This window comes from Microcystis sp. M53602_WE12 (assembly GCF_030065455.1).
Lineage (GTDB): Bacteria > Cyanobacteriota > Cyanobacteriia > Cyanobacteriales > Microcystaceae > Microcystis > Microcystis aeruginosa.
In genome coordinates, this window is record NZ_JASJFB010000523.1 from 1 (window position 1) to 2,848 (window position 2,848).

A 2,848-nucleotide genomic window follows, 5' to 3' on the forward strand; every position below is an offset into this window, starting at 1 on the left:
AGTCACATCTTTCTTAACATAAAATTTGACAAAAAGAGAAAAGTCTGCAAGATGGCTCAAGGGGGTTCTATGGGGGGACTAATTTGATGAGATAGTTTCCAAGTCTCGCTGATATCATGTAACCTTCGCAGTCCCAACCAAATAGTTTTAACACCAGGTTCACCGTCGCCTTTTCTACCTAAAAACCCCCCAAGAGAAGCAATCATTCTGACCGCTTCTGGCCAAGGAGGGCGGCTTTTCAGGTGGCGGACCCTTTTTATGAATAGTGGCACACAAAGATTGCCATTCATGTTCTTCCAAAAAACTTTCACAACTCTCCTCTCCGTGTAAGCGTGCTTGATAAGTTAACCAGAGTAATCTCCAAGCTAAAATTGAATAGGTAGCTAAGGCCATCTCAATTCTCCGACCCGTTTCTAATTGCCGTTTTTCTAATCCACAACCACTTTTTAAAACAAAATGATAGCGTTCTATCAACCAGCGATAACTGTACCAGCGCACACAGGTTATCGCCGATTCAAAGCTACTAATGTCTAGGCTAGTTAAGAGGAGCCAACTGATAGGATTAACCCCGGTATGAGGATTTTCTTCTTCAGCTAAAATTACCTGTAATTTGACAGATTGACTAGGCTTCGCTTTCGAGTGATGCTTAGGTACTTGTATTTCAAAACTGGCAAATCTAACTGTTAGTTTAGCTAGTCTAGCCTCGTGATATGGACAAACAGGGGTAAAGTCGGCACTTCAAAAGATAATCTTTCGGCCTTTCCTGTCCAATTTAAAAACGGTTCACCGATTGCCTTGAGTTTACGCGCTGCTATTTTGGCGGTTTCTAAATCTTCGGCTGCGAGAATTTGCTCAATTAAGGCCTCAGCTTCTTCTCGTGCGGGGTTTTCATCCCAGTTTAACTCCGGGGACAAGGAGGAATCATAACAATAGGTGACAGGGGGTTTTTTCTTCTTGAAGTGGGGTTCCGTGCCAATATCGGGGCGCTGGGGATGTTCCTCGCCATGGTTGTAACTTTTGGCTTCCGTTTTCTTGTTCGTCTTCTTGGGCATGAGCAACTCTTCCTCCATGGCGAGGTCAATCTTTATTTTAACCCCAAGAGAGCCGAAAAAAAGCGAACTTCTCTAGGGAGAAATTCGCCTTAATTTCCAGAAATTCTGAATTTATTAATTAGGCACGAGCTTCGAGACGACCGTAGAAAATGCCGCGAATTTTCACTTCTTCAGCATCTTTTGCCCCTAAATCGGTGTCGGAAGGCTGTTCACTTTCAAAAACACCAGCAAACTCGCCAGTAGAAGCATCAACTTTAGTCACCTGTAAAGACATAGTACCTTTACCCAGTTCCGTCGCTTTGACGTTAGCACGCTGGAAATCTTGACTATCAGCACTAGCGGGTAAAGCGACAGCATTATCATAACCCGTCACCACACCCCGACCTTTGGGATCTAAGAAACCAGCGCCACGATAGGAGGGAACTTTAAATTCGCCTTCAAAATCCGTGGAACTGTTAATCGAGTTAAATCCGGCTTCGGTTTTGCCAGTGAAACCTTTAATGGTAAAGAAGAGGGGAACTCTTTCACCTCCGGGTAATTGTACGGTAATGGGTTGGAAATCGATACCGTCTTCTTCCTTGAGGGTTAAAACACCGTCTTCACCTACGGTTAAGGTCGCTGTCATCTGTTCTAAACTGGTGGTATCTCTGGTTAAGAGTTTACCCGGGATAAAGGTGGCTGCTTCCCGCTTATTAATGGGTTCACCCTTGACAAAATATTCTTGGGGTTCCAAACATAAATCTGTCACCACATAACTTTCGCCGCTTTCTAAGGGGAGAGTACCCCGGGTAAACTCGGAAATCTGCGGACATTTGTTAGCTAATCCAGTGTTTAAAATTTCATCATAGGTTAGCTCGTTTCTATTCAGGACGGCACTAGGCGCGTCGCTACAAGCTGTCAACACCCCTAAGCACAAGGCTAAAAAGGCAACTAACAAGGCACGAAATCTCATCTATGTCAACCTCTCTTTGTCAATCTTTACAATTACTACCCTTGATCCATAGCCTGATGAATTATCGAATCGGTTGCGCCAATTCACCGAAACTCAGTTTATCAAAGATCAGTGACCATTGAGAAGATGGGAGACAGGGGACGGCAGGCAGGGGATAGGAGTCAGGAGATAGGAGTCAGGAGATAGGAGTCAGGAGACGGGAGGCAGCCGGCAAGAGGCAACAGTAAAGAGATTGGAGGAGATTCGGCTAATCGAAGAATAAGCAGTTTAAATACGTCTTAGCTTAGGAGTCAGTCCCGATGAAAAAATTTTCACCACCACAGATGAAAGAGGTTTCCTTCCCCACACCCCACACCCCACACCCTACACCCCACTTCCCCACTTCCCCACTTCCCCACTTCCCCACTTCCCCACACCCCACACCCCACACCCTACACCCCACACCCTACACCCCACTTCCCCACTTCCTCACACCCTCTTTCAAGTCAGGAGGCTCTAAGTAACTGATAGCTGATGACTGATATGATTGGTGTGACTGTTTTCAAATAGGAACATGAATAGCCGATTGCCGGGAGATAACAGCCAATTAGATAGCCAACTAGATTCCCTTGTAACGACGGTGACAGCGATCGCCCAAGAACAGCAGGGAGATTGTAACGGTTTGTTAATGTTGCTGCGAACTTTAGAAAATTTACATCGGCAAATTCGCGAGCAGATGTTCGAGCCATCTTTACCCAATACCCGTAAGGACTTATACGGATTACTCCGGGATATCGAGGAAACCGGGGGATGGCCCTATATAGAACGGATGAAGTTACAAATGTTAATGGAAAAATTATTAGCC

General features: G+C 45.3%; 4 protein-coding genes and 1 pseudogene. 2 read left to right on the top strand and 3 right to left on the bottom strand.

Going from position 1 to position 2,848, the window contains the following annotated elements:
* Positions 1–56: 56 nt before the first annotated feature.
* From PX482_RS17040 to PX482_RS17050, 3 genes and pseudogenes are all read right to left on the bottom strand, one after another.
* A pseudogene (locus tag PX482_RS17040) lies at positions 57–714 on the bottom strand (IS4 family transposase); the annotation flags it as partial.
* Entirely contained in the window at positions 693–1,052 is a 360-nt protein-coding gene (locus PX482_RS17045) for a hypothetical protein (protein ID WP_052276459.1), read from the bottom strand. The pseudogene PX482_RS17040 and the gene PX482_RS17045, both read right to left, overlap by 22 nt.
* Before the next feature lie 118 nt (positions 1,053–1,170).
* Positions 1,171–2,004, bottom strand: a complete 834-nt coding sequence (locus PX482_RS17050; protein WP_002761031.1) for a photosystem II manganese-stabilizing polypeptide — start codon at positions 2,002–2,004, stop codon at positions 1,171–1,173.
* Between the two features lie 299 nt (positions 2,005–2,303).
* Here PX482_RS17050 and PX482_RS17055 point away from each other — a divergent pair, with 299 nt between their 5' ends.
* Together PX482_RS17055 and PX482_RS17060 are read left to right on the top strand one after the other, a co-directional pair.
* The gene (locus PX482_RS17055) at positions 2,304–2,507 is read left to right on the top strand and encodes a hypothetical protein (RefSeq protein ID WP_196219853.1); all 204 of its coding nucleotides are present in this window, start codon (positions 2,304–2,306) and stop codon (positions 2,505–2,507) included.
* A 50-nt stretch (positions 2,508–2,557) separates the two neighbouring features.
* Positions 2,558–2,848 (top strand): hypothetical protein (locus PX482_RS17060; RefSeq protein WP_288122740.1); only part of this gene is annotated, 291 nt, incomplete at its 3' end.

Excerpts from the sequence above, each read along its gene's own strand:
- PX482_RS17045 (WP_052276459.1), bottom strand. The coding sequence starts at position 1,052 with ATGCCCAAGAAGACGAACAAGAAAACGGAAGCCAAAAGTTACAACCAT.
- PX482_RS17055 (WP_196219853.1), top strand. The coding sequence starts at position 2,304 with ATGAAAAAATTTTCACCACCACAGATGAAAGAGGTTTCCTTCCCCACA.
- PX482_RS17050 (WP_002761031.1), bottom strand. The coding sequence starts at position 2,004 with ATGAGATTTCGTGCCTTGTTAGTTGCCTTTTTAGCCTTGTGCTTAGGG.